15 protein-coding genes are annotated in these 19,821 nt (G+C 67.7%); 12 read left to right on the top strand and 3 right to left on the bottom strand.

Translation table 11 applies throughout. From position 1 onward, the window contains the following. Position 1: 1 nt before the first annotated feature. Positions 2–1,549 carry a long-chain-fatty-acid--CoA ligase gene (locus FHX37_RS11140; RefSeq protein ID WP_141923835.1) on the bottom strand — a complete coding sequence of 516 codons (1,548 nt, stop codon included), beginning with the start codon at positions 1,547–1,549 and terminating at the stop codon, positions 2–4. Positions 1,550–1,941: 392 nt separating this feature from the next. Between FHX37_RS11140 and leuS the strand changes: the two genes are divergently transcribed. From leuS to FHX37_RS11125, 3 genes are all read left to right on the top strand, one after another. Then, complete coding sequence (gene leuS / locus FHX37_RS11135) at positions 1,942–4,437, top strand: leucine--tRNA ligase (RefSeq protein WP_141923834.1); 2,496 nt, start codon at positions 1,942–1,944, stop codon at positions 4,435–4,437. Positions 4,438–4,443: 6 nt separating this feature from the next. Further along, complete coding sequence (locus FHX37_RS11130; protein WP_141923833.1) at positions 4,444–5,127, top strand: hypothetical protein; 684 nt, start codon at positions 4,444–4,446, stop codon at positions 5,125–5,127. Positions 5,128–5,333: 206 nt separating this feature from the next. Next, complete coding sequence (locus tag FHX37_RS11125) at positions 5,334–6,074, top strand: hypothetical protein (RefSeq protein ID WP_141923832.1); 741 nt, start codon at positions 5,334–5,336, stop codon at positions 6,072–6,074. 58 nt (positions 6,075–6,132) lie between these two features. On the opposite strand, the gene lexA is transcribed toward FHX37_RS11125, so the two are convergent. Continuing rightward, positions 6,133–6,900 carry a transcriptional repressor LexA gene (gene lexA, locus FHX37_RS11120; RefSeq protein ID WP_141923831.1) on the bottom strand — a complete coding sequence of 256 codons (768 nt, stop codon included), beginning with the start codon at positions 6,898–6,900 and terminating at the stop codon, positions 6,133–6,135. A 237-nt stretch (positions 6,901–7,137) separates the two neighbouring features. Between lexA and FHX37_RS11115 the strand changes: the two genes are divergently transcribed. The 7 genes from FHX37_RS11115 to FHX37_RS11085 all read left to right on the top strand — a co-directional run bounded on the left by FHX37_RS11115 (position 7,138) and on the right by FHX37_RS11085 (position 15,946). After that, entirely contained in the window at positions 7,138–7,605 is a 468-nt protein-coding gene (locus tag FHX37_RS11115; protein ID WP_141923830.1) for a LysM peptidoglycan-binding domain-containing protein, read from the top strand. Between the two features lie 263 nt (positions 7,606–7,868). Continuing rightward, positions 7,869–8,336 (top strand): transcriptional regulator NrdR, encoded by a 468-nt coding sequence (gene nrdR, locus FHX37_RS11110; RefSeq protein ID WP_141923829.1) that lies wholly within the window; start codon positions 7,869–7,871, stop codon positions 8,334–8,336. 80 nt (positions 8,337–8,416) lie between these two features. Next, complete coding sequence (locus FHX37_RS11105; RefSeq protein WP_141923828.1) at positions 8,417–11,260, top strand: vitamin B12-dependent ribonucleotide reductase; 2,844 nt, start codon at positions 8,417–8,419, stop codon at positions 11,258–11,260. A gap of 158 nt (positions 11,261–11,418) precedes the next feature. Then, positions 11,419–12,564 (top strand): tyrosine-type recombinase/integrase, encoded by a 1,146-nt coding sequence (locus FHX37_RS11100; protein ID WP_141923827.1) that lies wholly within the window; start codon positions 11,419–11,421, stop codon positions 12,562–12,564. After that, positions 12,561–12,887: a helix-turn-helix domain-containing protein gene (locus tag FHX37_RS11095; protein WP_141923826.1), complete on the top strand. Its 327-nt coding sequence runs from the start codon at positions 12,561–12,563 to the stop codon at positions 12,885–12,887. Before FHX37_RS11100 ends, FHX37_RS11095 begins: the two co-directional genes overlap by 4 nt. A gap of 1,169 nt (positions 12,888–14,056) precedes the next feature. Next, positions 14,057–15,211, top strand: a complete 1,155-nt coding sequence (locus FHX37_RS11090; RefSeq protein WP_141923825.1) for a hypothetical protein — start codon at positions 14,057–14,059, stop codon at positions 15,209–15,211. A 306-nt stretch (positions 15,212–15,517) separates the two neighbouring features. Beyond that, the gene (locus FHX37_RS11085; protein WP_141923824.1) at positions 15,518–15,946 is read left to right on the top strand and encodes a CBS domain-containing protein; all 429 of its coding nucleotides are present in this window, start codon (positions 15,518–15,520) and stop codon (positions 15,944–15,946) included. A 51-nt stretch (positions 15,947–15,997) separates the two neighbouring features. Here the strand turns inward: FHX37_RS11085 and FHX37_RS11080 are convergent, their stop codons facing one another. Continuing rightward, positions 15,998–16,315, bottom strand: coding sequence for a hypothetical protein (locus FHX37_RS11080; protein WP_141923823.1), 318 nt, complete (start codon positions 16,313–16,315; stop codon positions 15,998–16,000). A 280-nt stretch (positions 16,316–16,595) separates the two neighbouring features. Between FHX37_RS11080 and FHX37_RS11075 the strand changes: the two genes are divergently transcribed. Continuing rightward, the gene (locus FHX37_RS11075) at positions 16,596–18,299 is read left to right on the top strand and encodes an SPFH domain-containing protein (RefSeq protein WP_141923822.1); all 1,704 of its coding nucleotides are present in this window, start codon (positions 16,596–16,598) and stop codon (positions 18,297–18,299) included. Beyond that, the gene (locus FHX37_RS11070) at positions 18,296–19,693 is read left to right on the top strand and encodes an SPFH domain-containing protein (RefSeq protein ID WP_141923821.1); all 1,398 of its coding nucleotides are present in this window, start codon (positions 18,296–18,298) and stop codon (positions 19,691–19,693) included. Before FHX37_RS11075 ends, FHX37_RS11070 begins: the two co-directional genes overlap by 4 nt. The last annotated feature ends 128 nt before the right edge of the window (positions 19,694–19,821 follow it).

The following is a 19,821-nucleotide window of genomic DNA, read 5'->3' as shown; positions in this document are numbered from 1 at the left end:
TTCAGCGGAGCTCGCGTTTCAGGATCTTGCCGGTGGCGGTCATGGGGAGCGTGTCCCGGAACTCCACCAGTCGCGGGTACTTGTAGCTGGCCAACTGGTCCTTGGCCCAGTCGATCAGGCCCTGCTCCGAGATGTCGGTGCCCTCCTCGGGGATGATGTAGGCCTTGATCTCCTCGCCGTGGGTCTCGTGCGGGACGCCCACGACCGCGGCGAGGCTGACCCCGGGGTGGGCCATGAGGACCTCTTCCAGTTCGCGCGGGTACACGTTGTACCCGCCCCGGATGATCATGTCCTTGGACCGGTCGACGATGAAGTAGAAGCCCTCGTCGTCCCTGCGGGCGATGTCTCCGGTACGGAACCATCCGTTGTGCATCACCTGGGCGGTGGCGTCCGGCCGGTTGTGGTAGCCCTGCATGACGCAGTGGCCGCGGACCGCGATCTCGCCCGGCCCCTCGCCCTCGACGTCGTTGAACTCCGAGTCGACCAGCTTCATCTCCACACCCCAGATCGGTCGGCCGATCGACCCGGGTTTGGCCTTGACCTTGGGGTTGTTGAAGGACACGACCGGTGACGTCTCGGAGAGACCGTAGCCCTCCAGGATCTCCACGCCCAGTTTCTCCTTGGCGTTCTTGACGACCTCGGAGGGAAGGGCGGCGCCGCCGGAGACCGCGGTGCGCAGGGTGCTGGTGATCCGCTCCATGTCGTGCTCGCCGGTGGCGCCGAGCAGCCCCCAGTACATGGTGGGAACACCGGCGAATATGGTCACGCCCTCCCGTTCCATCAGGGACAGCGCCTCGTCACCGTCGAAACGCGCCTGTAGGACCATCGTTCCGTGCCGGTACAGCGGGCAGTTCATCATCGTCGTCTGGCCGAAGATGTGGAACAGCGGAAGCACGCTGAGGAAGACGTCGTGGCCGTTGTCCGCGCCCTCGAACAGGGCGTCCGAGGCCACGGCGTTGAACAGCAGGTTGCCGTGGCTGAGCTTGGCCCCCTTGGGCTGGCCCGTCGTGCCGCTGGTGTAGATGAGTACGGCGGTGTCCTCAGCGCCGGTCTGGACCGCCTCGAAGTGCCCCGGTTGTTGTGCCAGGGCCGCCCAGAGGGTTTCCGCGCCGTCCACGGTGGACTCGGTGGCGCCCGGGGTGGGAGGCAGGTCGATGTAGGTCGTGCACGTGTCGACCTCGTTGTAGGCGGCGAACGCCCGTTCCCCGGTCGGCAGGTCCTCGGTTCCGGTGAAGGCGAACAGGGCCGAGGCACCCGAGTCCTCCAGGTGGAAGGCGATCTCCCGGCTGGTGAGCAGGATGTTGAGCGGTACCACGACCGCCCCCGCTTTGAGCGCACCGAAATAGACGAACGGGAAGTAGGGGGCGTTCGGGCACACCAGCGCCACCCGGTCACCGGGGCGGACGCCGCGGGAGACCAGGAGGTTGGCCACCTGGTTGGTGATGGTGTCGACCGTGGTGTAATTCAGCCGGAGGTCACCGAAGACGAGGCAGTCCCGTTCCGGGTTCTTCCGGGCGCCGTCTTCCAGCAGTACCGACAGGTTGAGCATCGCGTCTCCAACGGTTCACGTGTTCCGGACCACACTTTTTACTGTACAGTAACAATAGTTGTGGTGTCCGGGGCGGACGCGTCCCGTCCTCCCCGAGCCCGCACCCCTCCCGCCGCCTCCGCGCTCTCCCTCCCCGACCGCGGCCGACCGGACGAGACCGGGTGGTTGCGGTCGCGGGCGTCATCCCGCCAGCCGGACGGTCTCCCTGTCCCCGCGTCCCCCACGCGCCGCTTCGTCGAAGGGGTGGCCGGTCTCGCGCTAACCTTGAGGAACAGTCAATCGACTGGTGGAGACATCACCGCAGGCTCGGCCGTGGGGCTGCGATTGCGGGACGAGCGGAAACCTCCCCAGAGCGATGTGCCCCTAGCGCGACCCGTAGAGGACGATCAGCAATGACAGCGGCTAACGGAGACAAGGCAGCGAGCGACTCCTACGACGCCCGTGCCTTGCAGGAGAAGTGGCAGGAACGGTGGGCCAAGGAGAACCCCTTCGAGGCCAACGAGGATCCGGCCGACGAACGGCCGCGCAGCTATGTCCTCGACATGTTTCCCTACCCCTCCGGCGACCTCCACATGGGGCATGCCGAAGCGTTCGCCATGGGCGACGTCGTGGCGCGCTACCGTTTCCAGCGCGGCGAGAACGTCCTGCATCCGATCGGCTGGGACTCGTTCGGCCTCCCGGCGGAGAACGCCGCGATCAAGAACGGCACGCACCCCGCGGAGTGGACCTACGCCAACATCGAGAAGCAGGCCGAGTCCTTCCGGCAGTACGGTGTCTCCTTCGACTGGACACGCCGTCTGCACACCAGCGACCCGGAGTACTACCAGTGGAACCAGTGGTTCTTCCTGCGCTTCTACGAGCGCGACCTCGCCTACCGGAAGGAGGGCCTGGTCAACTGGTGTCCGCAGGACCAGACCGTGCTCGCCAACGAGCAGGTGGTCCAGGGGCGTTGCGAACGCTGCCACAGCGAGGTGGTGCGCCGCAGCCTCAACCAGTGGTACTTCCGCATCACCGACTACGCTGACCGGCTGCTGGACGACATGTCCCAGCTGGAAGAGGGCTGGCCGGAACGCGTACTCACCATGCAGCGCAACTGGATCGGCCGGTCCTACGGCGCCGACATCGACTTCACCATCGAGGGTCGGGACGAGCCCGTCACGGTGTACACCACCCGGCCGGACACCCTGTACGGGTCCACGTTCTTCGTGGTCGCCGCCGACGCCGCCCTCGCGGACGAGCTGTGCTCCCCCGAACAGCGGGCCGAGTTCGAGGCCTACCGGGAGCAGGCCGCGAAGCTCACCGACATCCAGCGGCAGTCGACCGAACGGACCAAGACCGGCGTGTTCCTGGGCCGGTACGCGGTCAATCCCGCGAGCCAGGAGCGCATTCCCGTGTGGGCGGCCGACTACGTGCTCGCGGAGTACGGGCACGGCGCGATCATGGCGGTGCCCGCCCACGACCAGCGCGACCTCGACTTCGCCTTCCAGCTCGGCCTCCCCGTGCGGGAAGTCCTGGACACCGGGGAGGGGAACCCGGCCGAGACGGGTGTCGCCACGACGGGCGAGGGCACGATGGTCAACTCCGGTCCGCTGGACGGGTTGGCCAAGGAGGAGGCCATCCGGCGCATGGTCGGCATCCTCGAGGAACAGGGCACCGGCAGGGGCGCGGTGAACTACCGGCTGCGCGACTGGCTGCTGTCCCGGCAGCGGTTCTGGGGAACCCCCATTCCGATCATCCACTGCCCGGACTGCGGTGAGGTCCCCGTCCCCGACGAGGAGCTCCCGGTGAAGCTCCCGGACGACCTGCGGGGCTCGGACCTGGACCCGAAGGGTGTGTCCCCGCTGGCGGCCGCCACCGACTGGGTGAACGTTGCCTGCCCGCAGTGCGGCGGGGCCGCGCAGCGCGACACGGACACCATGGACACGTTCGTGGACTCCTCGTGGTACCCGCTGCGGTACTGCTCACCGAACCTGGACACCGCCCCCTTCGACCCGGAGAGCGTGGCGAAGTGGGGGCCGGTCGACCAGTACGTGGGAGGGGTCGAGCACGCGACCCTGCACCTGCTGTACGCCCGGTTCTTCACCAAGGTGCTCCACGACATGGGCATGGTCGGCTTCGTCGAGCCGTTCACCCGGCTGCTGAACCAGGGGCAGGTGATCAACGGCGGCCGCGCGATGTCCAAGTCCCTGGGAAACGGGATCGACCTCGGGGAGGAGATCGACAACTACGGTGTGGACGCGGTCCGTCTGACCATGGTCTTCGCCAGTCCGCCCGAGGACGACGTCGACTGGGCCGACGTCTCCCCGGCCGCCTCCCTGCGGTTCCTGAACCGGGCGCTGCGGGTCATGACCGAGGCCGGAGCCGCGTCGGCACCGGGAACGGATCCCGCGGGCGGTGACACCGAGCTGCGCAGGACCACGCACCAGATCATCGACAAGGTCACCAGCTCGGTCGAGATGCAGCGTTTCAACGTCGCCATCGCCCGGGTCATGGAACTGGTCACGGCGACCCGCAAAGCCATCGACACCGGCTGCGGGGCGGCCGACCCCGCGGTGCGGGAGGCGGCCGAGGTCATCGCCGTCACCCTGTCCCTCGTCGCTCCCTACGTCTCGGAGGAGGGCTGGGAACGGCTGGGCCACACCGGATCGGTCGCCATCGGAAACTGGCGTACCGCCGAGCCGGAGCTGCTGGTTCAGGAATCCGTCACCTGTGTGGTACAGGTGGCCAACAAGGTCCGGGACAAGCTGGAGGTCGCCCCCGACGTCTCCGAGGAGGAGTTGGAGCGGCGCGCGCTGGCTTCCCCGAAGGTGCAGGGTTTCGTCGGAGACCGGGAGATTCGCAAGATCGTGGTACGCCCTCCGAAGCTCGTCAATATCGTGGTCGGCTGACTCCCGATGAGGCAGCGGCTCGACAACGCCCGCCGTACGTGGCTCTCCCCGCTGTTCCGGGAGACGCGGCGGATGGTGGAGCGGCCCCGGCCCCGACACTGGCTGTGGGCGGGCGCGGCGGCGGTCGTCATCGCCGCGCTCGCGACCGCCGTGGGGCTGGTCTGGCAGCGTCAGGAACCGGCGACCCAGGCCAGCCCCGACGACGCGTACGCGAGCGCCCCGGCCTGCGGTGCCCTCGCTTCGGACACCGTGGAGTCCGTGGTGCCGCGGGCGCTGCTGGAGACCAACGAGCACGGGCTGTTGGCGGGGTCGGACAGCGCCACGTGCGAGTGGACCTCCGTGGACTCCGCACAGGCGCCCGCGCGGGTCCTGCACGTCGACTACGAGGCCCACTTCACGGACAAGGCCGGGGGCGTCAGCGGGGCGGACGCGGCGCGCGAGGAACTCGCCCGTCTCACCTCCACCACCGGGATCGACAGGAGTGAACCCGTACCGTCAGTGGGCCCGGAGGCGGTGGTCTGGTCGAGTACACCGGGGGCGGGTTCGGCCGAGGTGGCGTTCCGACGCGACAACCTGGTGGTACGCGTCTTCTACAGCGGCGAGGAGGCCGACGGCGGGGACGCGCTCTCCTACGGCGAGGCGCGGGATGGCGTCTCCTCGGTCGCCGACCGGATCGCCTCCGCCCTGTAGCTTCCACGTTCCTGCACGGCCGCGGCGGGAAGCGCGTGTGTCCGCGACCGCACGCCTGGCCCGTCCGGCGGAGGCGGGACGCCGCGAGGTGCTCCGGGGAGGGCGGAGCCCCGCCGGGGCTCCTGGCATAGTTGGTGCGGGCGTGGTCCGGCACAGCGGCGGAGCACGAGGACATTCGGAGACGTTCCACGAAGGGGAGGCGCCCCATGGGCCAGCCACCTTCCGGCGGTCCCGACCAGAGGCCCGGGCCGCTGCCGCAGCGGCCGGCTCACCCCCATGCGGGTTCGGCACCGGAGAGCCAGTCCGCGGCGGGAGCGTCTTCCGCCGCGACGTTGGCCTCCAAGCGGAGCCGGGGGTGCGCGGTGGCCATGGTCGCCGTCCTGGCCGTGCTGGCGTTGCTGCTGGTGGCGGGAGGCGTGTGGGCGATCGTCACCCTCACCACCACCAGGAGCGAGTTCGGCGGCGCTCCGGAATGCACCGTCGCCGAGGGCGAGGTCCTGGAACGGCTGGTGGCCGACTACGACACCGAGACGGCCGAGCCGATATCCGGACTGGGCCAGCGTCGGGACGGCCGGCAGTGCAAGTGGACCACCTCCGAGGACGGTTCCGTCGTCCCCGCCGCCGCGCGGCTGGTGATGGTGAGCAGTACCGGCGGTTGGAGCGACGACGGTAGCGCGGACGCGGCCGAGATGCTCCGGGCCGAGTCCGAGGAGCACGCACCGGAGGAGCTCTCGGGGATCGGGGACGAGGCCCGCTCCTGGTACGAATTCGACTCGGGTTTCACATGGGGGTGCGTGGGGGTGCAGGTGTCCAACCTGTACACCGCGACGTGCTACACGGCGTCGGTCGACTTCCAGGCCAGCTCGTCCATCCCCGATGAGGAAGTCCTGTCCGAGGCTGAGGAACTGGCCGAGGCCGCGGTACGGCGTGCCGCGGACGGTGCCTGAGACCCGTTCGCCGGCGCGGGGGAGCGGACGGTGCGGCGCGCCCAGGGGAGCGTTCGGCTCAGACCCGGCGCATGACCGCGACGACCTTGCCCAGGATCGTCGCCTCGTCGCCGTTGATGGGCTCGAAGGACGCGTTGCGCGGCATGAGCCACACGTGCCCCTTCTCCCGTTTCAGCTCTTTGACGGTGGCCTCCTCGTCGAGCAGCGCGGCCACGATGTCACCGTTGTCGGCGTCGGGCTGCTGCCGTACCACGACGAGGTCCCCGTCGGTGATCGCGGCGTCCACCATGGATTCTCCGATCACGGTGAGGATGAACAGCCGGCCTTCGCCGACGAGCTGTTTGGGGAGGGTGAGAGTGTTCTCGACCGACTCCTCGGCCAGGATGGGGCCACCCGCGGCGATCCGCCCCACGACCGGGACGTCGGTGGAACTCGCGCTGTCGGAGGCCGGGTCCTCCGCCGCGTGCTCCCACGAACGGACCGGAGGCTGTCCCGGAATGCGAATCTCTACCGCACGTGGGCGATTCTGATCACGGTAGAGATAGCCCTTACGTTGCAAGACCTTCAGTTGATGCGCGACACTGGACGGACTCGACAGCCCGACCGTGTCGCCGATCTCCCGGATGGACGGCGGGTATCCGCGCTGCCGCACGTAGCGGTGTATGCAGTTCAGGACGCTCTGCTGCCGGGTTGTGAGGCTGGGTGCGCTGCTCGGCTGGGCGGAGGAGTTCCGGCCGCTGTCGCTACCCGAAACCGCAGGCCGGAACGCAGTGATGGAGACCCCGTCCGGACGAGGTTCCTGCGTCGGGTGGTTTTCCTCCGGCACAGCCGGCCTCCTCGGCGGTCGGTGTAAGGGCTATCGGCGGAATCTCACGGTCGGCCGTCTGGCGACGGTATCCGGTGCGCGTCAGTGAGCGGCGCGGGTACCGCAGCGGAACGTGTCTAGCGCTGATTCCTGCGATAAAGGATATCAAACAAAGGTTCGAATCGGCGATGAAACCGCGCCGATATACAGTTTTAATCGAACGTTAGTTCTAACGAATTGCGTTCTCAGGTGGGAACCATGTCTGAACCGGCTCTTTTCGACTGGACGGTGGAGATCCCCGAGTGGCGGGCGGACACTGAGGATCGCCAGGACAGCTGCGGGACGAGTCCCGTCGCGGGGTTGACGGACCTCCGCGCCGCGGCGGTGGGCGGTCGTGGCATGCGGCTCACGCGGCGCGGCCGTGTGGCTCTTGTCTCGGTGCTGTGCTTCGCGGCCACGGTCGGGGTGGCGATGGTGGTCATGACCGCCGTGGCAGCCGGGGCGTCCGCGTCCGGGCCTACCCCGAACGCGATGCTCCCGGGCTCGGCGACGACCACGATCACCGTGCGGGACGGCGATACGCTGTGGGGGATCGCCGAGCAGATCCGCCCGGGTGAGGATCCGCGCCGCACGGTGCACGAGATCGTGGAGCTCAACGACCTCTCCGACTCCACGCTGGTTCCCGGCCAGACCCTCGTCCTCCCCACCGCGGAGAGCCCCCGGTAGCGCCGACCCCCTCCGCTCCCGCGCCGCGGTCGGCGCGGTGGAGACCGATGTTCCGGGAGCCCGCCGGAAGACGGGGCCGCGCTGCCATGGTGGGCAAGCTCTCCTCGCGCATCGCCGGTGTCAGGAGTTGCGAACATCGGCCTGTGGTCATAAGTTAACCACAACATCTAGTGATGATCTTGGAAGCAAGCGTCCAAGAATTGTGTTGTTCCAGTTAGTTGGCGTGTGGAGACTCTGATCCACCCCAGGGGAGGCGTACCGGCATGCACTGTCCGTTCTGCCGGCATCCTGACACCCGGGTGATTGACAGCCGCTCAACCGAGGACGGCTCCGCGATACGGCGGCGGCGGGCCTGCCCGGAGTGTGAACGCCGCTTCACGACGCAGGAGGCCGTGCTGCTCATGGTCGTCAAGCGCTCGGGGGTCACCGAGCCGTTTTCGCGGAACAAGATCATCGCTGGTGTCCGGCGGGCCTGCCAGGGCCGGCCCGTGACAGAGGATGCCCTGGCGAAACTCGGCCAGCAGGTCGAGGAGGAGATCAGAGACAAGGGTGTCGCCGAGGTTCCGGCCCAGGAGATCGGTCTGGCGATCCTCGAACCGTTGCGCGAGCTCGACGAGGTGGTGTACCTCCACTTCGCCTCGGTCTACCGGGGCTTCGAGTCGGTCGCGGACTTCGAGGAGGAGATCGCCAAACTACGCGGTGACCGGGACGATCCGGGCGAGCACTCCTGACGAGCGGTCCAGAAGCTGACACCGCGCCGCCCGGCCGCCGGGTGGCGTGTACGGGTGATTTTGCAGGGGGAGCGGAGACGATGACGGAAACCACCAGCGGCACAGCGGGACGCGGCGGTAAAGGCAAGCGCAAAGGACTGAAGGTGGAGCGCGTCTTCACCACACCGGGTGTGCACCCCTACGACGAGGTCGAGTGGGAGCGCCGCGACGTTGTGATGACGAACTGGCGGGACGGCTCGATCAACTTCGAACAGCGTGGCGTGGAGTTCCCGGCCGAGTGGTCGATGAACGCCACCCAGATCGTGGCCAGCAAGTACTTCCGTGGCGCTGTCGGCAGTCCGGAACGTGAGTGGAGCCTCAAACAGCTGGTGGACCGTGTCGCCGGTGTGTACACCGAGACCGGCCGGGACAACGGGTACTTCGCCTCCGAGGAGGACGCCGAGGCGTTCGACCACGAGCTCAAGTACGCCCTGGTCCACCAGCTGTTCAGCTTCAACTCTCCCGTCTGGTTCAACGTCGGCACCACCTCGAAGCAGCAGGTGTCAGCGTGCTTCATCCTGTCGGTGGACGACACCATGGAGTCGATCCTCGACTGGTACAAGGAGGAGGGAACCATCTTCAAGGGTGGTTCCGGAGCCGGAGTGAACCTCTCCCGGATCCGTTCCAGCAGCGAGCTGCTGTCCTCCGGCGGTACCGCCTCCGGCCCCGTCTCCTTCATGCGCGGCGCCGACGCCTCCGCCGGAACCATCAAGTCCGGTGGCGCCACCCGGCGCGCGGCCAAGATGGTGGTGCTGGACGTCGACCACCCCGACATCAGCGAGTTCGTCCACACCAAGTCGCGTGAGGAGCACAAGATCCGCGCCCTCCGCGACGCCGGCTTCGACGTCGACCTGGGCGGCTCGGACATCGTCAGCGTGCAGTACCAGAACGCCAACAACTCGGTCCGGGTGTCGGACGCGTTCATGCGCGCGGTCGAGACCGGGTCGGACTTCGGCCTGACCTCGCGTACCACCGGCGAGGTGCTGACCACGGTGGACGCCCGCGAACTGTTCCGCGGTATGGCCCAGGCCGCCTGGGAGTGCGCCGACCCGGGCCTGCAGTACGACGGGACGATCCAGGACTGGCACACCAACCCGGAGACGGGCCGGATCAGTGCGAGCAACCCCTGCAGTGAGTACATGTCACTGGACGACTCCTCCTGCAACCTGGCGTCGCTGAACCTGCTGAAGTTCCTCCGGGACGACAACTCCTTCGACACGGAGAGGTTCGCCAAGCTCACCGAGCTGGTCATCACCGCGATGGACATCTCCATCACGTTCGCCGACTTCCCGACGGAGAAGATCGGCGAGACCACCCGCGCCTACCGGCAGCTCGGCATCGGCTACGCCAACCTCGGCGCGCTGCTCATGGCGACCGGCCACGCCTACGACTCCGACGGGGGACGTGCCGTGGCCGCGAGTATCACGTCGTTGATGACCGGTACCGCCTACAAGCGCAGCGCCGAACTCGCCGGGATCGTGGGGACCTACGAGGGCTACGCCCGCAACGCCGAGTCGCACAAACGCGTGATGCGCAAGCACTCCGCGGCCAACGACGACCTCCGCTTGGTCGGCGACCTGGAGAAGCCCATCCACACGGCGGCGACCAAGGCATGGCAGGACTGCCTGAAGATCGGGGAGAAGAACGGGTGGCGTAACGCGCAGGCCTCGCTGCTCGCCCCGACGGGAACCATCGGCTTCATGATGGACTGCGACACTACGGGGGTCGAGCCGGACTTCTCGCTGGTGAAGTTCAAGAAGCTGGTCGGCGGCGGGTCCATGCAGATCGTCAACCAGGCGATCCCGCGCGCCCTGGCGAGCCTCGGCTACCCCCAGGAGCAGATCGAGGCGATCGTCGAGTACATCTCCCAGCACGGCCACGTGGTCGACGCTCCGGGGCTGCGCCCGGAACACTACGAGGTGTTCGACTGCGCCATGGGGCGGCGCTACATCGAGCCCATGGGCCACGTGCGGATGATGGCCGCCACCCAACCGTTCCTCAGCGGTTCCATCTCCAAGACCGTGAACGTTCCGGAGTCGGCCACCGTCGAGGACTTCGAGCAGATCTACTTCGAGGGGTGGAAGCTCGGCCTGAAGGCACTCGCCGTCTACCGGGACAACTGCAAGGTGGGACAGCCGCTGTCCTCGGGCGGGACCCAGGACACGGAGAAGACAGCGGAGAGCGCCGAACCCGAGGTCGTGGAGGTGAACCGGCCGGTACGGCGCCGGCTGCCGAAGAAGCGGCCCAGCGAGACCGTGTCGTTCACGGTGGGTGGCGCCGAGGGCTACATCACCGCCGGATCCTACCCGGACGACGGCCTCGGCGAGGTCTTCATGAAGCTCGGGAAGCAGGGCTCCACCCTGGCCGGCGTGATGGACGCCTTCTCGATCGCCGTGTCCATCGCGCTGCAGTACGGGGTCCCGCTGGAGACCTACGTGGAGAAGTTCACCAACATGCGGTTCGATCCCGCCGGGGTGACCGACGACCCGGACATCCGCATGGCCCAGTCGGTGGTGGACTACATCTTCCGTCGTCTGGCGCTGGACCACCTGCCCTACGAGGACCGCTCCGCGCTGGGAGTGCTCTCGGCGGAGGAGCGGCGCGCCCAGGCAGCGGGGGAGGACCCCTCCCAGGTCGCGGCGCAGGTGGAGTCCTACGCCCAGTCGGCCCCGGTCACCACGGGTGAGGAGGAGACGGAGAAGCCGGCCCCCGTGCAGCAGAAGCAGGACGGCCCCTCCGAGGCGCACAGCACCGCTGAGTTCGTGGAACGCCAGCAGGGATTCGTCGCCGACGCCCCGCTGTGTGTCACCTGCGGCACCAAGATGCGCCCGTCGGGCAGCTGCTACGTCTGCGAGGGATGCGGCTCCACCAGCGGCTGCAGCTGAAACTAGGCAGAGTTGCATTCAATGCAGCATTCGTCCTAGCAGAGGGACTGCGTAATAGCAGCTCAGAAGGAGGATCCGACTGCAGTCGGATCCTCCTTCGTCATTGTTCCCAAAGCGCTTGCGGCCCTCCGTAATCCCTTGCAACATTGATGCAATAGATGCAACGGGGGTTTCTGGTGGGGATATCGGCTGATCTGCCGGGTTCGGCGCGCATGGAGCTGGTCGAGGGTGTGGTGCACCTGGATCCTGCGCCGGCGGTCTACAAGGCGATGCTGGCCGGATGGGCCCGCCAGCAGCGCACGCGGTACCTGAAGGACAGCACCGTCGAGACACGGACCGCGGCGGTGCAGCGCCTGGAGCGCTTCTCCGGCCAGTACCCCTGGGAGTGGGGCCCGGCCGAGGTCGAGGAGTTCATCGCGGACCTGCGGTCGCCCGGCCGTCGGCACCCGATTACCGTGTCCACGGCCCGCGGCTATGAGAACTCCTTGCGGCTGTTCATGGACTACATCACCGACCCGCGCTACGGCTGGCCGGACATCTGCGAGGCTAAGTTCGGCCGCCGCCCGCAGCAGATCCTGCACGAGTGGAACACCATCGCCCACACCGGCGACTACGAAGGCCGCCCTGGTCGGCGGCCGCTGACCTACGACGAGGTCCAAGCCCTGTTCGACGCGGCCGACGGCAGGGCCGAGCAGATCCGCTCCCGCGGCCGCAAAGGCGGTCTGGCGGCGATCCGCGATGCAGCCCTGCTCAAGGTGGTCTACGCCTTCGGGCTGCGCCGCCAGGAGGCGCGCGGCCTGGACCTGGCCGACCTGCGCTCCAATCCCCAGTGCCGGGAGTACGGGAAGTTCGGCGGACTCTATGTCCGCTATGGCAAGTCCTCCCGCGGTGGGGTCCCCAAACGCCGGACCGTGCTCACCGTCCCCGAGATGGACTGGATCGTCGATGTCCTGGACCACTACGTCCACGAAGTCCGCCCGCTGTTCGGCCCGGGGAAGATCCCGGCCCTGTGGGTCACCGAGCGCCGCAGCCGGCTCTCCCGCCGCTCGGCCAGCGATGCCTTCGAGACCGCACGGCAACTGGCCGGCCTTCCCGGTGAACTCGATCTGCACGCGCTGCGCCACAGCTACGTGACCCATCTGGTCGAGTTCGACTACCCCGAAAGGTTCGTCTCCGAGCAGGTGGGACACTCCTACGCCAGCACGACCGCGATCTACACCGGCGTTTCCGACGCCTACCGCAACCGCCTGCTGGAACGCTCCCTCAAGGAGCGGCACGGCGAGCTGTGGGGAGCATCGATATGAACAAGAAGATGGGATACCGCTGGCACCTGCGCCAGCTCATGGCCGCCAAGGAGATGTTCCAGACCACCGACCTGATCCCCCTGCTGGCCGAACGCGGCATCAACCTCTCCCGGGAGCAGGTCTTCCGCCTGGTCACCCAGCCCCCGCAGCGGCTCTCGATGGACGTGCTCGCCGCCCTGTGCGACATCCTCGACTGCACCCCCAACGACCTCATCGAGGTCGAAGCCGTCAACCAGCAGGTCAGCAAGGACGCAACGACAGGCGCACGGCCCCCCGCACCAGGGGCGCAGCGAACCACGATCCGCCGCCCCGAAGGGCTGTGACTATGCCCGGGAAAGAGAATATGGCCCTCATCCTGGCCGCGATCACTGACCGGCTGGAAGCCCTGCTTCCGCAAGCCGCACCGGACTCGCTGGCCCAGACCGTGGAAGCGCTGAAGCTTCGCCGCCTGGGACAAGCCCGAGAGCTGCGCGACTACCTATCCACCCACGACGATGCCCTCACCTCCGGCGACAGCGATGGGCCAGCGCCGCATCTGCGATTACTCGATGCCTTGGCCGCCGACCACCCCCAGGTGGTGCGTGCCCGTTGCACCGATTGCGGACAGCAGCGGACGCTGCGCCACCGCAGCCCCGACGGACGGAGGTGCGTCAACTGCTACGCCCGACGCAACGTCGAGCCGTGCGGACGGTGTGGAAAGACACGGCGCACCTACACACGAGAAAAGGGAGAACGGCCCGTCTGCGACCGGTGCTGGCGTGCCGATCCGGCCAACTGGGAGCCATGCTTCCTCTGCGATCAGCCCAAACTAGTCGTAGCACGAATCGCAGGACAGCCGTTGTGCCAGGTGTGCGCGCCGCGCCCTACCCACCGATGCGGCTTCTGCGGTCGCGAGGCCCCCGCTCACGCTATGGTCGATGAGGTACCCCAGTGCGGTATCTGCTACCAGAAGGCACACGCCCGTCCCTGTGAGAAGTGCGGTCGTGAAGTCTCGGACCGTCGCTTTAATCCCGATGGGACTCGCGTCTGCGGTCGCTGCTGGATCATACCGATGCTCGACTGCTCCGTCTGTGGTGAGAAGAAGCCGTGTCGGCAAGGTACCCGAGGCCGATGGCCCCGGTGCACAAGCTGCTACCGCAAGACCCGTCCTCGGAGGACCTGTGCCCGCTGCCACAAGGACAAGGTCATCCATTGTCGCCTTCCGCTGGGGAATGTGTGCAGCCCCTGCTACACCAACATCGGCCGCCGACCTGCCCAGTGCGCCAACTGCGGGCAGCGGCGTCCTCTCCTCGGCCGAGACGACCAGCAGCGACTCATCTGCGGACCGTGCACGGACAATGACCGTGACTGGAGCTGCCGGACGTGCCAGAATGTCGCGCTTCGCATCGCCGACGGCAACTGCGCGGCGTGCGTCGTCCACGAACGCGTCGACCGTCTGCTCTCTACCCGGTCCGGGCTGCCGCACCCACAGCTCGCCCCCTTACGCTCTCTGTTGGCCACCGAGACCGAGGCCGACCCCTACCCGATCCTGGCATGGCTGTACAGGGCGGAATGGGCCAAACTGCTCGGCAGGCTCGCCGATGAGCACGACCACATCACCCACACCGTCCTGGACGCCCTGCCCCCGCGGCGACACGTCCAGTACCTGCGGACTGTCCTGGTCAATTCCGGCGTGCTCCCACAGCGTGACGAACATGTCGACAGCACCACACCATGGCTGAACGAAGTGCTGGCCGACCTGCCCGAGACGACCGTCAGGATCGTCCGCCCCTACGCGATGTGGTCGGTGCTGCGCCAGGCACGCAGCCGGGCCCGGAGGCGGAGCCCCACCCGCAGCGTCCGCAAGTACATCCGCTCCCGGATCCTGTTGGTTATCCGCTTCCTGAAGTGGCTCGACACCAATGGGCTCAGCCTGGAGACCCTCACCCAGCACGAACTCGACACCTGGATCGACAGCGGCAGCGTCAACCACTACCGGTTGCGCGGATTCATCAACTGGGCCAACGCGCGCAGCCTCACCACACACCCGCTGGAGGTTCCTTGGGTCGGGGGCGAGGACCCGACCGAGTTCCTCGACGAGGACCAGCGCTGGGCGCTGCTCAAGCGCTGCCTCGACGAGGAAGGCATCGATCTTCACCTGCGTGTCGCCGCTGCCCTGCTATTGCTCTACGGCTTCATACCAACCCAGATCGTCAGGCTGACAACCGAGGACATTTCGCAGGTGGAAGAACGGACCTACCTACTGTTGGACTCCCATCCGGTTTTGCTCCCACCCCGGCTTGCCGAACTCCTTGCGCGACTCGCCGACAGCCCTTCCTTCAGTCGTCGCCCTATTGTTGAAAACGCCGCAAGCCAGGGCAAGTGGCTCTTCCCCGGATTCCAGCCCGGGATCCACATGGACCACGGTCGTCTGACCGCTGAACTGAACCAGAAGCTCGGCATCAGGGTGCGAACAGCCCGCAACTCGGCTCTGTGCGCTCTCGCTGCGGACCTTCCCGCTCCTGTCCTTGCCGACCTGCTTCGGCTCCACATCAGCACGGCGGTTCGTTGGACCCACCTGGTCCGGCGGGATTGGACGAGCTTCATCGCGGCCCAAAAGGCGCGTTCCTCCGGAGCTGTATCGGCGCATACCGCACGTTCGGAATAAGTGGTCTGCGCCAGTAGGTCGGACCCCGGTCGGGGCGTGTTTCTCCCGCGCGCCGCCGGTGCCGCGCCGGCGCGGCACCGGCGGCGCCGCGTAGTGGGACGAGCGTCCACCGAACAGGCCCCGGTCGCCACGAGCGCCCGGGGCGGTACTCCTCCCGGCCCCGTGGCCGCGGCATCCCGGACGCTCTCCCCGGGAGCACCGCTGCCGCCGCGGCTCCCGCGCTCCGGGCGGTTCGCCGCACTGTCCTCCGGTTAGGGGCGGGCCGGGACCGGGTAACCAACGGTCACCGAGCGAAAGGTGGCCGCCATGCTGATCGCGGAGATACTGCGCGCAACAGGGTCGACCGTGGTGACGGTTGGTCCGGAGACCACCGTGGCCCGTCTCCTGACCGAACTGGCCAGGCACAACATCGGCGCCGCGGTGGTGACCGAGGGCGGGCGTCTCGCGGGTATCGCCTCCGAGCGCGACGTCGTCCGCCGTCTGGACGAACGGGGGGCGGAACTGCTCCACGAGCCCGTGTCAACGATTATGACCGCAGCCGTCATCACCTGCACGAAACAGGACACGGTGGACGAACTCACGGTGCTGATGACGGAGAACCGTGTCCGCCATGTTCCCGTCCTCTCCCGCGGCGTACTCGTCGGGATCGTGAGCATCGGTGATGTGGTGAAAAGCCGTATCAGCCAGCTCGAACGCGACCGTCAACAACTGGAGGCCTACATCACCCAGGGATAGGGCTCCCCCCACCGTGCGGAGGCAGCCCCATGCGCCCGTACCGGTAGCGGGTCAGGTCTCCGCCGAACGACGACACCCGTCCCCGAACACGGACCCCGTGGCGGCAACCAGCGCGGTCACGGCGAACACGGACGGCCAGGCTCCCAGCTTCTTCGCCAGCGGGTGGGAGACGGCCGCCGCGCCCACGTAGCCGCCCGTGACCGCTGCCGCTGCCGCCACACCACTCCTGCGCCGCCAACTCTCGAACGCCGGCACCCCGCAGGCGGCCATCACCGCACCACCGAGTGCGCGCCTGCGGGTCCCGCGCGCGACGGCGTAGCCGCCGATGAGTCCGACCGTGCTGAATACCGTCCCGGGAACGCGTCGCATCGAAATCTCCTCGTCATGGTTGGAACCAGCAGGGCGCCGGAGCAGTCGAAACACACAGTCCGGTTGCGCTGGCTGGTGACCAGGGCCGTCGGTGTCTTCCGGAACCGACGGTAGCGTCCGGTGGAACCGTTCCCGCCACCCCCCGGCCCAGAGTCGGGGAGGAGGGGCGACCTACCTGCTGGCGCGACAGCGCGGTCCGCCGTTCGACGAGTATCGGAACCGTGTCGGCGGCGACCGCGTCGGATCCGCCATTCGGAAACTTGGCAAGGAGTCGGAACCTATGTCCTTCGCGGAGAATGTGCGTGGGGCCGCTACCACGATCGCCCAGGGCGGCGACGCGAAGGAGGCGGTCACCAACGCGGTCGGCGAGGCAGCTGAGGGAAGCGGACTCGATCCCGGAGACTTCCTGGCCGCCCGAGAACAGGGCGCCTCGGTCGGCACCAGGATCGAGCAGCAGAGCACCTCGCTGGACAACGCGGGCGAGGCCCTCAACCGCAGTTCTTTCGACCGGGACAACAACGGGTCGGTGCACGTCATCTGCCCGATGGTGATCCCGCGTGGCCGGACCTTCACCGCCCTACTGCCCGTGATCCTCCTGGCGGTGGCGGGGGTGATCGGACAGCTGGCCACCTACCCCTACTTCACCCTGGTGATCGGTGTCCCGGCGCTGCTGAACCCCTGGTTCGGGGTGCACTACTGGGTCGTCCTGATCGGGTTCGCCGCGTTCGTGTGGTGGCGTCGGGGGATGGTCATGGTGCCGGACGGCTGCCAGGCGCTCATCACGAAGTTCGGCAAGCTCGAAGAGGTCGTCGGCCCGGGGCGCGTCACCCTCTTCAACCCGTGGAAACGCGTCTCCTACATCGTGAACACCACACGGGAGTACCCGTTCAACGCCCCGATACGCGAGGCGCCGACCAAGAGCGGGGTCCAGGCCTCGATCGACCTGTTCGTGCAGTTCCGGATCGAGGACCCGGAACAGTTCATCTTCGTGCTCGGCGCGGTCCAGGGGTTCGAGGAGAAGCTGAACAACGCGGTCAGCGAGACCACGCGGAGCCTGATCTACGGTCAGGAGGCCTCCGGGATCTACGACATGGTCGGGGAGAACACCGCGGACCTCCTGGAGCAGCTCAACCAGCAGTTCCTGCCGGCGGTGCGGCTGACCAACGCCAACATCACCCACGCCGAACCCTCCAACCAGGAGTACCGGATGGACCTGGCCGCTCCGGAGATGGTCCGGGTGGAGAAGGAGGCCTACACCTACGAGTACGAGCTGCAGCTCCGCAAGGAGCAGAACGAGGGGGACCTGAACAAGGAACTCGCCTCGCTCAACGAGCGGCTCTCCTCCATCCAGGCCGAGATCGCCCAGTACCAGGCGCAGATGGACACGGCGCTGGAGCGCGAGTCCAACCGGGCCCGGGCCGTGGCGCGGAAGCGTTTCGTCGAGGCGGAGAGCACCGCTAACGCCAACGCGGCCCTGCTGGAGGCCCAGGCCCTGGACATCCGCGCGGTCAGCGCCGCCGAGGCACCGGAGATCCTCGACTACCGCTACCAGAAGGAGCTGTTGGACAAGCTGGAGTCCGTCGCTGACAGCCTCCCGCAGGTACTGCACATTGGGGACGGCGACACCGACAGCGTGAACTTCCTGAGTATCGCGCGCAGCATCATCGGCGAGACCGACGCCTCCCTGTTCTCCGAGGAGGACATGGCAGCTATCCGGGAGCGGCTGTCGGAGATCTCGGATCGGATCTCCGAACGGGAGGCCGAGATCAACGAGCTGCTGGAGGCCGAGGAGCGTTCGGTGGTGCCGGACGCGGAGGACAGCGCCGACTCCGACACCGGTGAGGACCAGGTCGCGGAGATCCGCGACTCCGTGACCGATGAGGACCTCGACGAGAAGCTGAGCGCGGTCACCGACGCACCGCCGGAGGGTGCGGACTCCACCGGCGTGCCGCGCACCGCTCCGGACCAGGAGGGCACCGAATGAGCCAGGCCACTGAGACATCCCCGCCGAAGCACAACGGGTCCAGCATCAAGGAGGCGCTCGCCTCCTGGGGCGACATCGCCCGCCTGCTACGCGGCGGAGACCAGGGAGCGCTCGTCCCGGTCGTGATCCCCCGGGACAGCCGCGGACTGACGTGGACGATGCTGGTCTGGTTCGCGGTGTACATGCTGCTGACCACCCTGATGCTGCTCACGGTCGGGGCCCAGGCGTTCGTGGGCTGGACCGCGACGCCCGTGGCGGTGGTCGCGCTGATCGCCATGGCACTGGGCCTGCTGTGGTGGTGGCGTTCCGCGGTCGTGGAGATCGAGCAGGGAACGATCGGGATCCTGACGAAATACGGGGCCGTGGTGGGCCAGCTCGACCCGGGGCGGCACTACCTGTGGCACCCGTGGTCGCGCGTGGACTTCGTGGTGGACATCTCCACCGAGGTTCCCTACACCGCACCGGTCCTGGCGTGCCCCACGCACGAGAACGTCCCGCTGAAGTCGATCGAGTTCTTCCTGAAGTTCCGCATCACCGACGCGGTGGCGTTCGTCCGGACGATCGGGGCCAGTAACTTCGACCTCGTGCTGTCCAACGCGGTGCAGGACGCGATCCGCCAGCGCAGCCGGCGGGTGCTCACCGAGAGCGCCTACGACCTGCGCGGCTCCGACGTCGCCGACATGCAGGACCTGCTCAACCGGCAGCTGAGCCGCTACGGCGTGCAGATCATGGGGTGCAACATCCCCGACGTGCAGCTCCCCAGCCAGTACCAGCAGCACCTGGCGACCCGGGAACGGGTGGCCAAGGAGCTCACCGCCTACGAGCAGGAGTGGGAGCTCACGCGTAAGCGCCGGATCGACACGCTGCTGATGGACATCGAACGCTCCAAGAAGACCCGGGACGCCAAGATCGTCGAGGTCAACGCGGCGGTGAACAAGGCCCGCAAGGACGTCGCCCAGACGTTGGAGGAGCAGGAGACCGAAGCGCAGCGGGTGCGGGACGAGATCGAGACCCGGGGCCGGGCGGATCTGGTCGCGGCGCAGAACGAGGCGAAAGCCCAGCGGCGGCTGGCCACCTCCTACCGGGACAACCGCGCCATGCTGCAGTACGAGCTCGCCCGGCGCCGGATCGACGTGGGCGCGACTCTGGCGGAGCACGCGCCGGAGCCGTTGGTGGTGCGAACGCAGGGCGAGAGCAGTGAGGCCTCGACGCTGTCCACGATGGTGTTGGCCAGGATGCTGCCCGAGCTCGGAGAGCGGTCGTCCAAACGCCCCTCCGGGGAGAAGCGGAAATCCGCCGCGGAGGAGGGCTCGGGTTCCGACGCGTTCCAACAGGTGCAGGGGTCGGTAGCGGCGGCGGCCGAACGCCGTAACGCGGGGTCCCAGCAGGATTAGACGAGCGGGAAGAGCCGTGGTGCTTTTCCCGTGGAAACGAGCGCGGCCGGGAGAATCCATACAGGATTCCCCGGCCGTTTGTCTTGCCGAAAGAGACAATTTCCTGCGGTATTGCGTGGAATTGAACT

It is taken from the genome of Haloactinospora alba, from assembly GCF_006717075.1.
Classification (GTDB): domain Bacteria; phylum Actinomycetota; class Actinomycetes; order Streptosporangiales; family Streptosporangiaceae; genus Haloactinospora; species Haloactinospora alba.
The sequence above is the reverse complement of the archived record's forward strand: the minus strand, read 5'-3'. Positions and strand labels throughout refer to the sequence as shown.